This is a genomic window from Mesorhizobium sp. M0410, assembly GCF_040321435.1.
Classification (GTDB): domain Bacteria; phylum Pseudomonadota; class Alphaproteobacteria; order Rhizobiales; family Rhizobiaceae; genus Mesorhizobium.
On sequence record NZ_JAMYRN010000005.1, the window covers coordinates 33399 to 48656 of the forward strand.

The following is a 15258-nucleotide window of genomic DNA, read 5'->3' on the forward strand; positions in this document are numbered from 1 at the left end:
ACACGCAATGCGTCAACGCGATAGATCATACTAAATCGGTTTAATCCCTCTTTTCGATTTTGTTTGCACTGCAGCATTTTCGCGCTAATCATGTCCGGCAGTTCCCTTCCCCGCGTCCGGAGCCCTGTCCTTGGCAATTTCGAAGATCCTTGTCGCCAACCGCTCCGAAATAGCCATCCGGGTCTTCCGCGCGGCCAATGAGCTCGGCCTTAAAACCGTGGCGATCTGGGCAGAGGAGGACAAATACTCCCTGCATCGCTTCAAGGCCGACGAAAGTTACCAGGTCGGGCGCGGGCCGCATCTGGCCAGGGATATGGGGCCGATCGAAAGCTATCTGTCGATCGAGGAGGTTATCCGCGTCGCCAGGCTGTCGGGCGCCGACGCCATCCATCCGGGTTACGGGCTGCTGTCGGAGAGCCCGGAATTCGCCGAGGCCTGCGCCAGGGCCGGCATCATCTTCATCGGGCCAAAACCCGATACGATGCGCAGGCTGGGCAACAAGGTCGCCGCGCGCAATCTCGCGATCGAAGTCGGCGTGCCGGTAATTCCCGCTACCGATCCCTTGCCGGACGACATGGCGGCGGTAAGGGAACTCGCCAAGACGATCGGCTACCCGGTGATGCTCAAGGCATCCTGGGGGGGCGGCGGCCGCGGCATGCGCGCCATCCGCTCCGAGGCCGATCTCGCCCGCGAGGTCATGGAGGGCAAGCGTGAGGCGAAGGCGGCTTTCGGCAAGGACGAGGTCTATCTCGAAAAGCTGATCGAGCGCGCCCGCCATGTCGAGGTGCAGGTGCTGGGCGACCGCCAAGGCAACGCCGTGCACCTGTTCGAGCGCGACTGTTCGATCCAGCGCCGCAACCAGAAGGTCGTCGAGCGGGCGCCGGCGCCGTATCTCGAAATGTCACAACGCGAAGAGCTTTGCGGCTACGCGCTGAGAATTGCGCGCCAAACCAGCTATATCGGCGCCGGCACGGTCGAGTTCCTGCAGGATGCCGACACCGGAAAATTCTATTTCATCGAGGTCAATCCGCGCATCCAGGTCGAGCACACCGTCACCGAACAGGTGACCGGCATCGACATCGTCAAGGCGCAGATCCATATCCTCGACGGCTTTGCCATCGGCACGGCGGAATCGGGCGTGCCGGCGCAAAAGGACATCAGGCTCAACGGTCACGCCCTGCAGTGCCGCATCACCACGGAAGATCCCGAACATAATTTCATCCCCGATTATGGCCGCATCACCGCCTATCGCGGTGCCACCGGCTTCGGCATCCGCCTTGATGGGGGCACCGCCTATTCGGGCGCGGTGATCACCCGCTTCTACGATCCGCTGCTGGAAAAGGTGACGGCGTGGGCGCCGACGCCGGCCGAGACCATTGCCCGCATGAACCGGGCGCTGCGCGAATTCCGTATCCGCGGCGTGGCGACCAATCTCACCTTCCTCGAGGCGATCATCAATCACCCGAGCTTCGCCGACAATTCCTACACCACCAAGTTCATCGACACGACGCCGGAACTGTTCGCCAGTGTGAAGCGGCAGGACCGCGCGACCAAGCTGCTCAACTATCTTGCCGATGTTTCGGTCAATGGCCATCCCGAGACGCGCGGCCGGCCGCAGCCAAAGGCCGATGCGGCGCCGCCGGTGGTGCCATATCTCAACGGCAATGTGCCTCAAGGCAGCAAGCAGAAGTTCGACGTGCTCGGGCCGGAGAAATTCGCCGCGTGGATGCGCGAGCAAAAAGAGGTGCTGGTCACCGACACGACAATGCGCGACGGGCATCAATCCTTGCTCGCGACGCGTGTGCGCACCTATGACATTGCTGGAATTGCCGGCACCTATGCGCGTGCTCTGCCGCTGCTTTTGTCGCTTGAATGCTGGGGCGGCGCCACATTCGACGTCGCCATGCGCTTTCTCACCGAAGACCCATGGGAGCGGCTGAGCAAAGTGCGCGAGGCGGCACCCAACCTTCTTCTGCAGATGCTTCTGCGCGGCGCCAATGGCGTTGGCTATACCAACTATCCCGACAACGTCGTCCAGCATTTCGTCCGCCAGGCCGCTGCCGGCGGCATCGACCTGTTCCGCGTCTTCGACTGCCTGAACTGGGTCGAGAACATGCGCGTCGCCATGGATGCGGTCGGCGCCGAGGGCAAGCTGATCGAAGCGGCGATCTGTTATACCGGCGACATACTCGATCCGGCGCGGGCCAAATACGATCTGAAATATTATGTCGGCCTGGCCAGGGAATTGCAGTCGGCAGGCGCCCATATCATCGCCGTCAAGGATATGGCCGGGCTTTTGAAACCGGCGGCGGCCCGCGTGCTGTTCAAGGCGCTGCGCGAGACGACGGACCTGCCGATCCACTTCCACACCCACGACACATCCGGCCTGTCGTCGGCAACCGTGCTGGCGGCGGTGGAGAGCGGCGTCGACGCCATCGACGCGGCGATGGATTCGCTATCGGGCAACACCTCGCAGCCGTGCCTGGGTTCGATCGTCGAGGCGCTGAAAGGCACCGAGCGCGACCCGGGCCTCGACCGGCAATGGATCAGGAACATCTCGTTCTACTGGGAGGCGGTGCGCAACCAGTACGCCGCCTTTGAAAGCGACCTGAAGGGGCCGGCATCGGAGGTCTATCTGCATGAAATGCCGGGCGGGCAGTTCACCAACCTCAAGGAACAGGCGCGCTCGCTCGGGCTGGAGACACGTTGGCATGAAGTGGCGCAGACCTATCACGACGTCAATCTGATGTTCGGCGACATCGTCAAGGTGACCCCGTCGTCCAAGGTCGTCGGCGACATGGCGCTGATGATGGTGAGCCAGGACCTGACCGTCGCCGACGTCGAGAATCCGGCGAGGGACATCGCCTTCCCGGATTCGGTGGTGTCGATGTTGCGCGGCGATCTCGGCCAGTCGCCGGGCGGCTGGCCAAAGCCATTGCAGAAGAAGGTGCTGAAGGGCGAAAAGCCGATCACGGTGCGGCCAGGTTCGCTGCTCAAACCGGCGGACCTCAAGGCCAGTCGCACGGAGGTCGAGGAAAAACTCGAGCGCAAGCTCAGTGAGTTCGAGTTCGCGTCGTGGCTGATGTATCCGAAGGTGTTTTCCGATTTTGCCGCCGCGCAGGAGACCTACGGGCCGGTCAGCGTGCTGCCAACGCCGACCTATTTCTACGGCATGAAGCCGGAAGACGAGATTTTCGTCGATATCGAAAAAGGCAAAACGCTGGTGGTGCGCTGCCTTGCCATGGGCGATGTCGACGAAAAGGGCATGGTCACCGTGTTCTTCGAACTCAACGGGCAGCCGCGCCGGGTGAAGGTGCCGGACCGGGCGCATGGCGCCTCCGCTGCCAAGGTACGGCGCAAGGCGGAGCCGGGCAATGAGGCGCATGTCGGCGCGCCGATGCCTGGCGTCGTCTCGGCGCTTGCGGTCGTTGCCGGCCAGGCGGTAAAGGCCGGCGACGTGCTGCTGTCGATCGAAGCAATGAAAATGGAAACGGCGTTGCATGCCGAACGCGACGGCACCATAGCCGAGGTGCTGGTCAAGGCCGGCGACCAGATCGATGCAAAGGATCTGCTGATCGCATTCGGGTAAGGTGTGCTGATATTCAGGTGATGCCGGCCTGCAAACGCCGGCTTCCTGCGCTTCCGGTGCTCACGTACTCGGGTACGCTCCGCTCCGGTTCTCGGCAGCCATCGTTTTCGGCTCGGCCTGACCTGAATCTCAACATACCTTAAGGCGTGCCCAACCCCTTCATGCCGCATCGATAGCACCTTGACCCGCCGCGCCCGGTCGGGCATCGAACCGCTGCAATTCGCCGCTCGGGTTACCCCGAGTCGCGGCGAGAAACGACGCGGAGAGAAGAATATGGCCGACGACATCACCGAGACCAGCCAGACTGTTGCCGCCGGCCAGCTGCGCGCCTTTATCGAACGCATCGAGCGGCTCGAGGAAGAGAAGAAGACGATTGCCGACGACATCAAGGAAGTGTTTGCAGAGGCCAAGGGCACCGGCTTCGACACCAAGGCGATGCGGTCGATCATCCGGCTGCGCAAGAAAGACCAGGCCGAGCGGCAGGAAGAGGAATCCATTCTCGACCTCTACAAGGCCGCGCTTGGAATGGTGTAGAGACTGTCTGGAAATTCTACTCCGGCGGCAATCCGATGGTGTTTTCTGCGCTTCCAGCGCTCACGGACCTAAAGTCCGCCGCGCTCCGGTTTTCGAAACCACCGCCATATGACTCGCCAGAGCGAATTTCGAAACAACCTCGGCCTGATGCTGGAGCGAGCATCGAACCATGAGCGAATTCGATTTTGGCGCCCGCCGCGCCTCTGAATTCCGCCAACGCAGCTTCTGGACGCTGTTCGCGGAACGGCATCCGGATGAAAGGGCTCTGCTGGCGAGGCGCGGACCGTGGTTCTGGCAGCGTGGGCTGCCCGACTTCGCATTGGTCATTTCCATGTATGTCGCGCCTGCGCACAATCATGTCGGCGTCTTCTTCGGCCGCAACGAGAAGCTCGGTGCCACGCAAGCCTGGTCGCGGTTGAAGCCGTTTCAGCCGGCCATCGAAGACAGGCTGAAGCTCAGGCCAGAACAAAGTTGCGACGGCCTAGGCATCAATTCGATGTGGCGGGTGAATTGTTTTGCCGAAGACAATTGGCCGGCGATGACCGACTGGCTGGTTACGGAAGCCTCACGTTTCGAGCGCGCGATTGCCGAAGTTCTGGGTCAGGAATAAAGCAGGATTTCCAGACGCAATCCTTAGAACCGCTCTGGTGAGCAGAGCGAGGGAGCCGGTCGATCGATGACGATCATGTCGCGCGTTGCCGCCTTCTTCCGCCCACGCTGGCTGGGCGGCGTGCCGCTCGATCGGCTGTTCTGGCGCGACATGGTCGTTGTCGGCACAGCGATCAACGTCGCGTTGTCGGTGGCGGCGCTCATTCTGCTTGGGCTGAAGCTGCCGCTTGCGCTAGTCTTGGCGGTGCACTTCGCGCCGGTGCCCTATAATATCTTCCTGACCTTTGCCGTTTGGCGAACTGCCGGAAAATCGAGTGGCGCCAAGGCCTCGCTGATGACGCTTGGCGCCACGTTGTGGCTGATCCTGGTGGTTGTGGCCTGACGGTCAGGCGGCCGGCTCGAATTTGAGCGCCACGCCGTTGATGCAATAGCGCAGGTCGGTCGGCGGCGGGCCGTCGTCGAAGACATGGCCGAGATGGCTGCCGCAGCGGGCGCAATGGCACTCGGTACGGACCATGCCGTAGCTGCGGTCGACGGTGGTCTCGACCGAGACCGGCACGGGATCGTTGAAGCTCGGCCAGCCGGTGCCGCTCTCGAATTTCAGCTTGGATTCAAACAAGGGCTGGTCGCAGCCGACGCAGGAGAAGGTGCCGGCGCGCTTCTCGTGCAGCAGGGCGCAGCTTCCCGGCCGCTCGGTGCCGTGGTTGCGCATCACCGCATATTGCTCGGGCGTCAGCCGGGCGCGCCATTCGGCATCGGTGCGGGTAACGGGGTAGGTGTGGCTGTCCATTTTTTCCTCTTAGCTTATGTCGCTATTTGGGTTGCCTTCCCAACTTCGCCTGAAATAGGCATTTGTTACGGCGTTTGCTCGTATTTCCTATCCTGCTGCGACGAATTCCTCAGGCGATGGCCGCGAGATAGCGCGCAACCGATGCTGAAAATGCCGCCTTTGCGTCTCCGATGACATTCTGGTTCCACCATGCGCCGTAGATATGGTCGAAGGTGAAAGGCTCCAGCGCTGCCTTGATGCCGAGCACTTTCGTCGCGTTGAGCGGGATATAGTTCGGATAGCTGTACATGAAGCTGACATGACGGCGAGTCGGCGTCACCTGCAGGATGTCGCCGGCCAGCATGGCATTGCCGCTGTCGCGCTTCCAGTGCAGCACCTGGCCACCGGCAAAGTGGCCGCCGCAGCGGATGAGCGTCAGCGACGGGTTTATGGCGCGCGTTTCGCCTTCCCAGCTGATGATTGCCGGATGCGGCCGCATGATCCACTGACGATCATCGGCGTGCAGATAAATCGGCACGCCGCCAAACGCCTCGCTCCATTCGACCATTGCCGAATAATAATGGCAATGCGAAATGGCGATGGCGGCCAGGCCGCCCCGGCGGTTGATCTCGGCCACCGCCTCGTCGCTGACCATCGAGATGCAGTCCCACAGCACATTGCCGTGCGGCGTTTGCGCCAGCAACGCCCGCTGGCCGATGGCGAAGCGCGGCTCTATGCCGAAGCCGAGCACGCCGGCGTCGTCCCTCATCACGATCCGATGGCCGGCCGCGAGCTCTTCCGGCGTGATCCAGGCCTGGCCCTCCCAGCGCACATATTGCCGCTCGTCTTCGCAGATCGGGCAATGTTGCGGCGGCGTCGCTGTCGCCGCGAACTGGACACCGCATTGCAGGCAAAGGAAACAGGTCGACCGTCCTGTTTTGCGTGGGTCCATTCAGTGCTTCCTTGAAAGTTGCTTCGTCGCGGCTTCGAGGCCGGCGAGCGTCAGCGGAAACATGCGGCCGCCAAAGATATCGCGGATCATGGCGATCGAATGGGTAAAACCCCAGTTTTTTTCGGCTTCGGGGTTGAGCCATACCGCGTTTGGCCATTGCTGCAGCAATCGGCCGAGCCAGACGGCGCCGGCCTCCTTGTTCCAGTGCTCGACCGAGCCGCCGGGTTGGGCGATCTCATAAGGGCTCATCGAGGCGTCGCCGACGACGATCACCTTATAGTCGGGGCCATACTTATGGAGGAGATCGGACGTCGGAATCACCTCGGCATGGCGGCGGCGATTGTCCCTCCATACCCCTTCGTAGAGGCAGTTGTGGAAGTAGAAATATTCGAGCTGGCGGAATTCGGCGCGGGCGGCCGAGAATAGCTCCTCGACACTGCTGACATGGTCGTCCATTGAGCCGCCGACATCGAAGAACATCAGCAGTTTCACGGCATTGCGACGTTCGGGTTGTGTCTTGATGTCAAGATAGCCGCGCTCGGCGGTGGCGTGGATGGTGCCGGGCAGGTCGAATTCCTCTTCGGCGCCTTCGCGCACCCAGCGGCGCAACCGCTTCAGCGCGACCTTGATGTTGCGGGTGCCGAGCTCGACGGCATCGTCGAAATTCCTGAACTCGCGCCTGTCCCAGACTTTTACCGCGCGGCGGTTGCGGCTTCCGTGCTGGCCGATGCGCACGCCTTCGGGATTGTAGCCATAGGCGCCGAAGGGCGAGGTGCCGGCGGTGCCGATCCATTTCGAACCGCCCTGATGCCGGCCCTTTTGTTCCTCCAGTCGTTTCTTCAGCGTCTCCATCAGCTTTTCGAAGCCACCCAGCGCCTCGACCAGCTTCTTCTCCTCATCGGTCAGGTGCTTTTCGGCGAGCGTCCGCAGCCATTCCTCCGGGATGTTTGCGACATCGACCGGCTTTTCGCCAGCCAGCGCCTCGACACCTCTGAAGACGTGCGAAAAGACCTGGTCGAAGCGGTCGATGTGTCGCTCGTCCTTCACCAGCGCGGCGCGGGCGAGATAGTAAAAGCCCTCGACATCATAGTCGACCAGCCCGGCCTCCAACCCCTCCAGCAGCGACAGATATTCCCGGAGCGAGACCGGAACGCGCGCGGCTTTCAGTTCAAGGAAGAAGGGGAGGAACATGGTCCAACTTTATCTGTGTCCCTCGATCTTCTCCCGTGCGGCGCTGGCGATAAAGGCGGAACGCGTCAGACCACGCCGACCCGCTTCTTCGTCGATTGCCGCCAAAAGACCTGCGTCGAGCGACAGATTGGCCCGGACAGGCCGTCCGGAATCGATCAGCACAGGGATCATCACGGCGGATTCACCGGCAGCGCTATCGACTTCGCCCAGTCGGAGCAGATCTGCCACAGTGCGCGCGGCGGGCAAGGGCAAGTTCTTCGCCATTCGTGTCTCTGCCCATTCGCGAACGGCAGAAGTCGCATCGGCTATCGCCTCTTCGGGACTTGCGCCACCGCCGTGACATCCGGGAAGATCAGGCACCCGCACTCCCCAGACTTCATCTGCGCCGTCAAGAATTCCGACATAGTGCGTCATGATTCGTCCTTAAATCCATCCAGCAAGCCGGGCGATCGACCGCGCAACACCCAGAGATTGTTCGCGATGCCGCGGCACAATGATCATGATCTCCGGCCTTTCCGGATGCTCGTACTTCTCGTGTTTGCCGCCGCCTACGTTCACCCAGCCGTCACGTAAAAGCCTCGTGACAATCTTGCGCGTGTTGGTCTCGATCAGCGGCACTGTCGCCCCTGATCATGCGCAATATATTGCGCACAGGTGATTATTTCAATCGTTGGCTTCATCAGAGCAGATCATATTCGATAAAGCCGGTCCTGCGCGCCACGTGGTCGTAGAGCTTGCGTGCGGTGGTGTTGGTTTCGTGCGTCATCCAGTAGACGTTCTTGACGCCGATCTTGCCGGCTTCCTGCTTGACCGCTTCGATCAGGGCGGCGCCGACGCCCTTGCCGCGCACATCGGGGTCGGCGAACAGGTCCTGCAGATAACAGTTATTTATCTGCGACCAGCAGGAGCGATGGTAGAGATAGTGCGTCAGGCCGACGGCCTTGCCGTCGAGGGTGGCGATAAAACCCTTTGGCTCGAACTCGCCCGCCGTGAACAGCCGCTTCCAGGTGACGGCGTAAACCGCTTCCGGCAGCTTGGTTTCGTAGAAGGTGAGGTAGGCAGTCCACAGACGCCGCCAGTCGGCATGGTCGGATTGCGCAAGCGGGCGGACGGTGATCTCGGTCATTTCATTTCCTCTGAATTCGGCAACACGAAGCTGCCTTCACGCCTCGCTGGCGGCAACGGTCCAACGACGGGAAAGCGCTGTCCGGCGGCTTTCGTCGACCGCCCCTCACCCTTGCCGTCTCGCCATGAAGGCCAGGCGCTCGAACAGATGCACGTCCTGTTCGTTCTTCAAAAGCGCACCGTGCAGCTTGGGCAGCGCGTTCCTCGCGTCGGCGCGCAAGTCCTCGGGCGCGATGTCGTCGGCAACGAGCAGGCGGATCCAGTCGAGTGCCTCGGAGGTCGACGGCTTCTTCTTGAGGCCCGGCACGTCACGGATTTCATAGAATTGCGTGAGTGCGGCGCGTACCAGGTTCTGCTTGATGCCGGGATAGTGCACGTCGACAATTTTGTGCAGCGTCTCGACGTCGGGAAAGCGGATGTAGTGGAAGAAGCAGCGGCGCAGGAAGGCGTCCGGCAGCTCTTTTTCGTTGTTGGAGGTGATGATGACGATCGGCCGGACGGTGGCGCGGATGGTCTCGCCGGTCTCGTAGACAAAGAACTCCATCCTATCCAGTTCCTGCAACAGATCGTTGGGGAATTCGATATCGGCCTTGTCGATCTCGTCGATCAGAAGCACCATCTTCCTGCCGGCGGCGAAGGCGTCCCACAGCTTGCCGCGCTTGATGTAATTGCGGATGTCGTTGAAGCGCTCGTCGCCGAGCTGACTGTCGCGCAGCCGCGAGACGGCATCATATTCATAGAGGCCCTGCTGCGCCCGCGTGGTCGATTTGACGTGCCATTCGATCAGATCCAGGCCGAGCGCTGCCGCCACCTGACGGGCAAGTTCGGTCTTGCCGGTGCCGGGCTCGCCCTTGACCAGCAATGGCCGCTCAAGCGCGATCGCCGCGTTGACCGCCACCATCAGATCCTTGTCGGCAACATAGGCCGCCGTGCCTTCGAAACGCATTTTTGCTCCCGAGTCCATCGCGCGACCCTAAGGACGCGGCCTTCGCTGTGCAAGGCGCCGCTGGCGAAGCGGAGATCTTGCCGGCGCGGCCCTCGTCGAGGGGTCCTGCGTCGAATTACGCGTCGAAACATGTCGCCTCTCTGGCGCTTGGTCTGGCGTCAGCCTATATTGGGCATGACGGTCTGCGCTTCCCGGCAGGAGAACATTTTCCCCGGGGCCTTAATGATCCCTAGGGAGCTGTCCCTGGGAAGACCCGTGGGTTTTCTCATACGGCGCCCACCTACTTTGTAGGTTCCCGGGATCGCTCTCTCCACCGGTTGTGTGGATCGTCACCTATCGAAAAGGCCATCTGGCGGATCTTGTCGTCGCGCGCGGGGTGCTCTCGAACGACAAGTTCGCCCCGCTCCTCCAAAACGTCGCTCGTAAAACTCCATCCAAATCGGATCTTTGCTAACGTCGGCGCATGACATCCCCAAAAGACCTGAAAAAAAATCTCCGCAACCAAGCCCTCGGGCGCCGCGATGCGCTCGACCCTTTCTGGCGTGTGGAGGCAGCACTCGAAATGGCCGAGACGGCGCGCGACCGGATCACGGTCGAGCCGGGCCAGATCGTCTCCGGTTTCTGGCCGATGCGCTCGGAAGTCGACGTCCGGCCGCTGATGTTTGCCCTGCGCGAGAAGGGGGCAAGGCTCTGCCTGCCGGCCATCCTCGACAAGACCACCATCGTTTTTCGCGAACTGGTGCGCGGCGCGCCGATGATCGACATGGGTTTCGGCACAGTCGGGCCGCATGAGGAAGCCGAGGTGCTCGATCCGCAGCTTATGCTGGTGCCGCTTGCCGCCTTCGATGCGCGCGGGCACCGAATCGGGTACGGCGCAGGCTATTACGATCGAGCGATCGGGCGGCTGGCCGACAAGGGCCAGCAGCCGCGGCTGATCGGCATTGCCTTCGACTGCCAGGAGGTGGCCCTGGTGCCGGACGAGCCGCATGACGTGATCATTCCCGAAATACTCACCGAGAGCGGGTTGCGCCGGTTCGCGCCGAAATTGTAGATAAGTTCCTGGACGCATGGTCTTTTCCGAAAGTCATGCAGCTTTTTGCTTCGCTGACCTTCGGTTCGGGATCGCGCTTATATGAGACTTCTCTTCCTCGGCGACATGGTCGGCAAGACAGGACGTACGGCGGTGTGGGAACAACTGCCCGGCCTGATCTCGGATTTCAAACTCGACTTCGTCATCGTCAATGGCGAGAACGCCGCCGGAGGCTTCGGCATCACCGAGGAGATTTTTCGCGAGACGATCTCGGCCGGCGCCGATGTCGTCACCACCGGCAACCATGTCTGGGACCAGCGCGATGCGCTGATTTTCGCGCCGCGCGAAGAGCGCTTCCTGCGCCCGTCCAATTTCCCCAAGGGTACGCCGGGGCGCGGCTCAGGCATCTATATCGCCAGGAACGGCGCGCGCGTGCTGGTCGCCAACATCATGGGTCGGGTGTTCATGCATCCCGAGCTCGACGATCCGTTCCAGGCCGGCGAGCGCGAACTTGCCGCTTGTCCGCTTGGCGAGCAGGCCGATGCAATCGTCATCGATTTCCATGCCGAGGCGACCTCGGAAAAAATGTGCTTCGCTCATTTCGTCGACGGCCGTGCCAGTCTTGTTGTCGGCACCCACACGCATCAGCCGACCGGCGATCACCAGATTCTCAATGGCGGCACCGGTTATATTTCCGATGCCGGCATGTGCGGCGATTACGATTCCTCGCTCGGCATGGACAAGGAGGAGCCGCTCAACCGGTTCTTGTCCAAGGTGCCGAAAGGCCGCTTCGAGGCGTCGACCGGACCGGCGACATTGTGCGGCGTCGGCGTCGACATTTCCGACCGTAGCGGCCTGACAGAACGGATCGCGCCGTTTCGCCGCGGCCCGCGGCTCGAGGAAACGGCTCCATCCTTCTGGTCGTGACATTGATATAGACGCTTGCAATACCCAATTGCCGGCGAAACTGCTCTAGATCGTAGAGGGGACGACCTCCATGCAGCTAGTCGAATTCCTGGCGCCGCATTTCGCTTTTGTCTCCGACCCGACTGCGTGGGTCGCGCTGCTGACACTGATCGTGCTGGAGGTCGTGCTCGGCATCGACAATCTGATCTTCATCTCGATCCTGACCAACAAATTGCCGGTAGCGCAGCGGGCCCGCGCCCGGCGGCTCGGCATCTCCGCCGCGCTGGTGATGCGGCTGATCCTGCTGGCCACCATCTCGATCATCGTCCAACTGACGACGCCTATATTCACCGCCTTCGGCCACGGGTTTTCATGGCGCGACCTGATCCTGATCGCCGGCGGCCTGTTTCTCGTCTGGAAGGCGACCAAGGAGATCCACCACACGGTCGATCTCGATGATCACCAGGACACCATGATGGGCGAGACGCTGCAGCTTTCGCTGGCCGGCGCGATCTTCCAGATATTGCTGCTCGACCTCGTCTTCTCGATCGACTCGATCATCACCGCCGTCGGCATGACCGACGAAATCGCGATCATGTACATCGCGGTGATCGTGGCGGTGAGCGTGATGATGCTGGCGGCCGGGCCGCTGGCCGATTTCATCGCCAAGAACCCCAGCATCGTCATGCTGGCGCTGGGTTTCCTGCTGATGATCGGCATGACCCTGATCGCCGACGGCATGGGTTACCATGTGCCGAAAGGCTATATCTACGCCGCCATGGGTTTTTCGGCCCTGGTCGAAGGGCTCAACATGCTGGCGCGGCGGCGGAAGAAGGCAAAGGGCGGCGGGCACTGAAGATGACCCACCGCGGCTGACCTAATGCCCCGGCACGCCTTTCGGATGGCGGTCGCCGATCAGCTTGAGCGTCACGCCTTGCTCCAGCCACGCCTTGGCGCCGGCGAGCACCAGCGCAAAACCGCCGGTCGAGTCGATCGCCTGCGTGACCTGCTCATCGCGGCTGCCGACAAAGCCAAAATTGCGGACCTCGACAAAGGTCGTGGCGCCCGGCATCGCGGTAAAGGTCCACACCACCGTGGTCGGCGGATCGCTCCATTGCATGACGATCTTCTTGTTTTCGACGATCTCACGGATATTGACCGTCGTCGAGACGCCATACATGCGCCATTCCCAATGGATTTCCTTGCCGCTGTCCAACCTGTCGCTGCCATGGGTGAACCAGAACTTCGTCGTGATCGCCGGATCGACGAAGGCCTCGAATACGTCGGCGACCGGCCGCCTTATCAGCATGCCGGCTTCGGCGGTCGGTGTTTCGCGGATTTCCATATCGTCCTCCTTTCCACGGTGCCGCCTGTTCACCAGGCATCGGGTTCGCGCACCAGGTGAATGATGTCGGCCGGGTTGGTGATCCAGCCGCCGCGAAAGCCTTCACCCAGTGCCTCGATGGCGTCGCAGCGCACGACACCGGCCTTGGCGAGATGCTCCGCTGCGGCCGGAAAATCATCGGTGAACAGTTCCAGCCATATCTCGGCCTGGTTCATCATCGGCGCCTCGTCGATCCACAGTCGATTGGGACCGAGTTCGAAGCCGACGGCCGGCGGTTTGGCCGTGAATGGCTTCAGGCCGATGACGTCGCGATAGAAGGCGATCGTTGCCTGGTATTGATGCGGCGGGACTTTCATCGCGATGTTGATGCCGCCGGTGATCTTCGCGGTCATTCTTACTCCATTTGCTCTCAGATGTTGTTCTCGTTGGCCGGCTCGCCCTTCATCTCGCTGCGGTAATAGCCGTCGCAGATTGATGCCGTATTCGACATAGGCCTTCATGCAGGCCAGCATCTGCGACCAGCCCTCGCAATTGAGGTAAGATTTCTTCAGGCCGACCGCGTCCTCTTGCCAGCCGGTTTCGGCGATGGTGACGAAGGTGCCGCCGTCGTCGAGCGGCTCGAAATTCATCTCGATGCGGGTCTTGTAGGCGGGCTCGCCGTCGGCGTCGGTCGCATCCCAGCGCAGCACGATGCGGCTGTCTTTCTCCACCTGGTCGACCTCCACGGGAACCTTGCCCCACCAGATGACGGTGGCGCCCGCCAGCAGCGGTGCGCTGGCGCCGCCGATCGTGGTGAAGTAGCCGCTGAGCTTCTTCGGATTGACGACCGCATCGAAGACTTCGGCGACGGGTTTGCCGATGCGGCCAGAAACCCTGAATCCAAGAGACATATCCACAGCTCCTTCCTTGAAATGCAACGGCATTATGTTATAAAAACATAACATGTCAAGCACGGCGCAGGACGACGATGTTTTCAAGGCGCTGGCGCATCCGCGCCGGCGTGCGTTGCTGGACCGGCTGAAGGATGCGCCGCAGACCACCGGCATGCTGTGCGATGCCTTCCCAGACATGGACCGCTGCACGGTCATGCTGCATCTGAAGGTGCTGGAGGAGGCCGACCTGGTCGTGGTGCGCCGCGAGGGGCGCGAACGCTGGAACCATCTCAACGCGCTGCCGATCAAGCACATCCACGACCGCTGGATCAGTCAATATGCCATGCACGCGATCAGCATCCTCGACCGGCTGAAATCCGATCTTGAGGGATGAAAGGTTGCCGAAGCCTGCCACTTTCGGGCCTTGAGACCCTTGCGTGTCCGACGCAATGGCGCGGCTGGACGAATTGAGCCGATTTATCTATAAGCCGGCCATTCCGACAGAGAGCGCCGTACGTCCGTCCGGACGCAGCAGGACGTTCTGAAGTTTTGAATTCGAGCATTTTGCAAGGCGCCGGGTGGTTCACCAGGCCGCAGATGCTCTAGCGAGAAAACGACAGGGGTGCCATGGCTGGCCATTCACAGTTCAAGAACATCATGCATCGAAAGGGCCGCCAGGATGCGGTGCGATCGAAAATGTTTTCCAAGCTGGCGCGCGAAATCACCGTCGCCGCCAAGAGCGGCACGCCTGATCCATCGATGAACCCGCGCCTGCGCCTTGCGGTGCAGAACGCCAAGGCGGTGTCGATGCCGAAGGACAACATCCAGCGCGCCATCAACAAGGCGTCGATGGGCGATGCCGAGACCTACGAAGCCGTTCGCTACGAGGGTTACGGGCCAGGCGGCGTCGCGCTGATCGTCGAGGTGCTGACCGACAACCGCAACCGCTCGGCGTCGAATGTGCGCGCTGCCTTCACCAAAGCCGGCGGGGCGATGGGCGAGACCGGCTCGGTTTCGTTCATGTGGGACCGCGTCGGCGAGATCTACTATCCGGCATCGGCCGGCAGCGCCGAGAAGGTGATGGACGCAGCGATCGAGGCCGGCGCCGACGATGTCCAGTCGGACGAGGAAGGCCACACGATCTATTGCGCCTTCGAGAATCTCGGCGAAGTGTCGAAGGCGCTGGAAGGCGCACTCGGCGAGGCTGAATCAGTGAAGCCGATCTGGAGGCCGCAGACCAATATCGCGGTCGACGAGGAGCGGGCACAATCGCTGATGAAGCTGGTCGCGACGCTCGAAGACGACGACGACGTGCAGAGCGTCTACGCCAATTTCGAGGTCGACGAGGAGACCTTGGCGAAGCTCAGCGCGGCGTAAGTTGAGAACGCCG

At 61.7% G+C, this 15258-nt stretch carries 18 protein-coding genes, 1 other RNA gene and 1 pseudogene; 10 read left to right on the forward strand and 10 right to left on the reverse strand.

What is annotated here, in order from left to right; translation table 11 throughout:
* The first annotated feature begins 130 nt into the window (after positions 1–130).
* The 4 genes from pyc to NKI63_RS08200 all read left to right on the forward strand — a co-directional run bounded on the left by pyc (position 131) and on the right by NKI63_RS08200 (position 5114).
* Positions 131–3589, forward strand: coding sequence for a pyruvate carboxylase (pyc, locus tag NKI63_RS08185; protein ID WP_352821007.1), 3459 nt, complete (start codon positions 131–133; stop codon positions 3587–3589).
* Between the two features lie 273 nt (positions 3590–3862).
* Complete coding sequence (locus NKI63_RS08190) at positions 3863–4123, forward strand: DUF2312 domain-containing protein (RefSeq protein WP_023719653.1); 261 nt, start codon at positions 3863–3865, stop codon at positions 4121–4123.
* 169 nt (positions 4124–4292) lie between these two features.
* The gene (locus tag NKI63_RS08195) at positions 4293–4733 is read left to right on the forward strand and encodes a DUF4268 domain-containing protein (RefSeq protein WP_254816424.1); all 441 of its coding nucleotides are present in this window, start codon (positions 4293–4295) and stop codon (positions 4731–4733) included.
* Positions 4734–4799: 66 nt separating this feature from the next.
* Positions 4800–5114, forward strand: a complete 315-nt coding sequence (locus NKI63_RS08200; RefSeq protein WP_352821011.1) for a hypothetical protein — start codon at positions 4800–4802, stop codon at positions 5112–5114.
* 3 nt (positions 5115–5117) lie between these two features.
* On the opposite strand, the gene msrB is transcribed toward NKI63_RS08200, so the two are convergent.
* The 7 genes from msrB to NKI63_RS08235 all read right to left on the reverse strand — a co-directional run bounded on the left by msrB (position 5118) and on the right by NKI63_RS08235 (position 9715).
* Complete coding sequence (msrB, locus tag NKI63_RS08205) at positions 5118–5522, reverse strand: peptide-methionine (R)-S-oxide reductase MsrB (RefSeq protein ID WP_352821014.1); 405 nt, start codon at positions 5520–5522, stop codon at positions 5118–5120.
* Positions 5523–5631: 109 nt separating this feature from the next.
* Positions 5632–6453 (reverse strand): MBL fold metallo-hydrolase, encoded by an 822-nt coding sequence (locus NKI63_RS08210; RefSeq protein ID WP_352821017.1) that lies wholly within the window; start codon positions 6451–6453, stop codon positions 5632–5634.
* The gene (locus NKI63_RS08215) at positions 6454–7644 is read right to left on the reverse strand and encodes a vWA domain-containing protein (RefSeq protein WP_352821020.1); all 1191 of its coding nucleotides are present in this window, start codon (positions 7642–7644) and stop codon (positions 6454–6456) included.
* Between the two features lie 9 nt (positions 7645–7653).
* On the reverse strand, positions 7654–8058 hold the full coding sequence (locus tag NKI63_RS08220) for a type II toxin-antitoxin system HicB family antitoxin (RefSeq protein WP_254816428.1): 405 nt from the start codon (positions 8056–8058) through the stop codon (positions 7654–7656).
* Between the two features lie 9 nt (positions 8059–8067).
* Positions 8068–8262 (reverse strand): type II toxin-antitoxin system HicA family toxin, encoded by a 195-nt coding sequence (locus tag NKI63_RS08225; protein WP_126104508.1) that lies wholly within the window; start codon positions 8260–8262, stop codon positions 8068–8070.
* Positions 8263–8323: 61 nt separating this feature from the next.
* The gene (locus NKI63_RS08230) at positions 8324–8770 is read right to left on the reverse strand and encodes a GNAT family N-acetyltransferase (protein WP_352821023.1); all 447 of its coding nucleotides are present in this window, start codon (positions 8768–8770) and stop codon (positions 8324–8326) included.
* A 105-nt stretch (positions 8771–8875) separates the two neighbouring features.
* On the reverse strand, positions 8876–9715 hold the full coding sequence (locus NKI63_RS08235) for an AAA family ATPase (RefSeq protein ID WP_352821025.1): 840 nt from the start codon (positions 9713–9715) through the stop codon (positions 8876–8878).
* A gap of 176 nt (positions 9716–9891) precedes the next feature.
* On the opposite strand from NKI63_RS08235, the gene ssrS reads away from it, so the two are divergent.
* From ssrS to NKI63_RS08255, 4 genes are all read left to right on the forward strand, one after another.
* Positions 9892–10047, forward strand: a non-coding RNA gene (gene ssrS, locus NKI63_RS08240) — 6S RNA.
* Between the two features lie 131 nt (positions 10048–10178).
* Positions 10179–10766, forward strand: a complete 588-nt coding sequence (locus tag NKI63_RS08245; RefSeq protein WP_352504926.1) for a 5-formyltetrahydrofolate cyclo-ligase — start codon at positions 10179–10181, stop codon at positions 10764–10766.
* An 81-nt stretch (positions 10767–10847) separates the two neighbouring features.
* The gene (locus NKI63_RS08250; protein ID WP_352821028.1) at positions 10848–11672 is read left to right on the forward strand and encodes a TIGR00282 family metallophosphoesterase; all 825 of its coding nucleotides are present in this window, start codon (positions 10848–10850) and stop codon (positions 11670–11672) included.
* 70 nt (positions 11673–11742) lie between these two features.
* On the forward strand, positions 11743–12507 hold the full coding sequence (locus tag NKI63_RS08255) for a TerC family protein (RefSeq protein WP_254816433.1): 765 nt from the start codon (positions 11743–11745) through the stop codon (positions 12505–12507).
* Positions 12508–12528: 21 nt separating this feature from the next.
* On the opposite strand, the gene NKI63_RS08260 is transcribed toward NKI63_RS08255, so the two are convergent.
* The 3 genes and pseudogenes from NKI63_RS08260 to NKI63_RS08270 form a co-directional block, all read right to left on the reverse strand.
* On the reverse strand, positions 12529–12996 hold the full coding sequence (locus NKI63_RS08260) for an SRPBCC family protein (RefSeq protein WP_352821031.1): 468 nt from the start codon (positions 12994–12996) through the stop codon (positions 12529–12531).
* Positions 12997–13025: 29 nt separating this feature from the next.
* Positions 13026–13388: a VOC family protein gene (locus NKI63_RS08265; protein WP_352737808.1), complete on the reverse strand. Its 363-nt coding sequence runs from the start codon at positions 13386–13388 to the stop codon at positions 13026–13028.
* A gap of 17 nt (positions 13389–13405) precedes the next feature.
* Positions 13406–13886, reverse strand: a pseudogene (locus NKI63_RS08270) (SRPBCC domain-containing protein).
* A gap of 52 nt (positions 13887–13938) precedes the next feature.
* Here NKI63_RS08270 and NKI63_RS08275 point away from each other — a divergent pair.
* On the forward strand, positions 13939–14262 hold the full coding sequence (locus tag NKI63_RS08275) for an ArsR/SmtB family transcription factor (protein ID WP_352821034.1): 324 nt from the start codon (positions 13939–13941) through the stop codon (positions 14260–14262).
* A 233-nt stretch (positions 14263–14495) separates the two neighbouring features.
* On the forward strand, positions 14496–15245 hold the full coding sequence (locus NKI63_RS08280) for a YebC/PmpR family DNA-binding transcriptional regulator (protein ID WP_352737805.1): 750 nt from the start codon (positions 14496–14498) through the stop codon (positions 15243–15245).
* The last annotated feature ends 13 nt before the right edge of the window (positions 15246–15258 follow it).

Bases quoted from the DNA above. Each gene is read 5' to 3' on its own strand.
- NKI63_RS08190 (WP_023719653.1), top strand. From the start codon at position 3,863: ATGGCCGACGACATCACCGAGACCAGCCAGACTGTTGCCGCCGGCCAG.
- NKI63_RS08215 (WP_352821020.1), bottom strand. From the start codon at position 7,644: ATGTTCCTCCCCTTCTTCCTTGAACTGAAAGCCGCGCGCGTTCCGGTC.
- NKI63_RS08210 (WP_352821017.1), bottom strand. From the start codon at position 6,453: ATGGACCCACGCAAAACAGGACGGTCGACCTGTTTCCTTTGCCTGCAA.
- NKI63_RS08255 (WP_254816433.1), top strand. From the start codon at position 11,743: ATGCAGCTAGTCGAATTCCTGGCGCCGCATTTCGCTTTTGTCTCCGAC.
- NKI63_RS08220 (WP_254816428.1), bottom strand. From the start codon at position 8,058: ATGACGCACTATGTCGGAATTCTTGACGGCGCAGATGAAGTCTGGGGA.
- NKI63_RS08280 (WP_352737805.1), top strand. From the start codon at position 14,496: ATGGCTGGCCATTCACAGTTCAAGAACATCATGCATCGAAAGGGCCGC.
- NKI63_RS08200 (WP_352821011.1), top strand. From the start codon at position 4,800: ATGACGATCATGTCGCGCGTTGCCGCCTTCTTCCGCCCACGCTGGCTG.
- NKI63_RS08235 (WP_352821025.1), bottom strand. From the start codon at position 9,715: ATGCGTTTCGAAGGCACGGCGGCCTATGTTGCCGACAAGGATCTGATG.
- NKI63_RS08230 (WP_352821023.1), bottom strand. From the start codon at position 8,770: ATGACCGAGATCACCGTCCGCCCGCTTGCGCAATCCGACCATGCCGAC.
- NKI63_RS08260 (WP_352821031.1), bottom strand. From the start codon at position 12,996: ATGGAAATCCGCGAAACACCGACCGCCGAAGCCGGCATGCTGATAAGG.
- NKI63_RS08265 (WP_352737808.1), bottom strand. From the start codon at position 13,388: ATGACCGCGAAGATCACCGGCGGCATCAACATCGCGATGAAAGTCCCG.
- NKI63_RS08195 (WP_254816424.1), top strand. From the start codon at position 4,293: ATGAGCGAATTCGATTTTGGCGCCCGCCGCGCCTCTGAATTCCGCCAA.
- NKI63_RS08250 (WP_352821028.1), top strand. From the start codon at position 10,848: ATGAGACTTCTCTTCCTCGGCGACATGGTCGGCAAGACAGGACGTACG.
- NKI63_RS08245 (WP_352504926.1), top strand. From the start codon at position 10,179: ATGACATCCCCAAAAGACCTGAAAAAAAATCTCCGCAACCAAGCCCTC.
- msrB (WP_352821014.1), bottom strand. From the start codon at position 5,522: ATGGACAGCCACACCTACCCCGTTACCCGCACCGATGCCGAATGGCGC.
- NKI63_RS08275 (WP_352821034.1), top strand. From the start codon at position 13,939: ATGTCAAGCACGGCGCAGGACGACGATGTTTTCAAGGCGCTGGCGCAT.